Source organism: Escherichia sp. XD33 (genome assembly GCF_019375075.1).
GTDB lineage: Bacteria > Pseudomonadota > Gammaproteobacteria > Enterobacterales > Enterobacteriaceae > Enterobacter > Enterobacter flexneri_A.
The window spans coordinates 1-1,343 of the sequence record NZ_JAENDM010000180.1 but is presented as its reverse complement, the minus strand read 5'-3'; the positions used below and the strand labels follow the sequence as shown (position 1 = coordinate 1,343).

The 1,343-nt window shown below is 51.4% G+C and carries 1 protein-coding gene; it reads left to right on the top strand.

Annotation, left to right across the window (positions count from 1 at the left end; genetic code table 11):
- The first annotated feature begins 57 nt into the window (after window positions 1-57).
- Complete coding sequence (locus K0778_RS26080; protein WP_001300563.1) at window positions 58-1,170, top strand: IS4-like element IS421 family transposase; 1,113 nt, start codon at window positions 58-60, stop codon at window positions 1,168-1,170.
- The last annotated feature ends 173 nt before the right edge of the window (window positions 1,171-1,343 follow it).

Below are 1,343 nucleotides of genomic sequence, written 5' to 3'. Positions count from 1 at the left end.
CCCATAAGCGCTAACTTAAGGGTTGTGGTATTACGCCTGATATGATTTAACGTGCCGATGAATTACTCTCACGATAACTGGTCAGCAATTCTGGCCCATATTGGTAAGCCCGAAGAACTGGATACTTCGGCACGTAATGCCGGGGCTCTAACCCGCCGCCGCGAAATTCGTGATGCTGCAACTCTGCTACGTCTGGGGCTGGCTTACGGCCCCGGGGGGATGTCATTACGTGAAGTCACTGCATGGGCTCAGCTCCATGACGTTGCAACATTATCTGACGTGGCTCTCCTGAAGCGGCTGCGGAATGCCGCCGACTGGTTTGGCATACTTGCCGCACAAACACTTGCTGTACGCGCCGCAGTTACGGGTTGTACAAGCGGAAAGAGATTGCGTCTTGTCGATGGAACAGCAATCAGTGCGCCCGGGGGCGGCAGCGCTGAATGGCGACTACATATGGGATATGATCCTCATACCTGTCAGTTCACTGATTTTGAGCTAACCGACAGCAGAGACGCTGAACGGCTGGACCGATTTGCGCAAACGGCAGACGAGATACGCATTGCTGACCGGGGATTCGGTTCGCGTCCCGAATGTATCCGCTCACTTGCTTTTGGAGAAGCTGATTATATCGTCCGGGTTCACTGGCGAGGATTGCGCTGGTTAACTGCAGAAGGAATGCGCTTTGACATGATGGGTTTTCTGCGCGGGCTGGATTGCGGTAAGAACGGTGAAACCACTGTAATGATAGGCAATTCAGGTAATAAAAAAGCCGGAGCTCCCTTTCCGGCACGTCTCATTGCCGTATCACTTCCTCCCGAAAAAGCATTAATCAGTAAAACCCGACTGCTCAGCGAGAATCGTCGAAAAGGACGAGTAGTTCAGGCGGAAACGCTGGAAGCAGCGGGCCATGTGCTATTGCTAACATCATTACCGGAAGATGAATATTCAGCAGAGCAAGTGGCTGATTGTTACCGTCTGCGATGGCAAATTGAACTGGCTTTTAAGCGGCTCAAAAGTTTGCTGCACCTGGATGCTTTGCGTGCAAAGGAACCTGAACTCGCGAAAGCGTGGATATTTGCTAATCTACTCGCCGCATTTTTAATTGACGACATAATCCAGCCATCGCTGGATTTCCCCCCCAGAAGTGCCGGATCCGAAAAGAAGAACTAACTCGTTGTGGAGAATAACAAAAATGGTCATCTGGAGCTTACAGGTGGCCATTCGTGGGACAGTATCCCTGACAGCCTACAAAACGCAATTGAAGAACGCGAGGCATCGTCTTAACGAGGCACCGAGGCGTCGCATTCTTCAGATGGTTCAACCCTTAAGTTAGCGCTTATGGG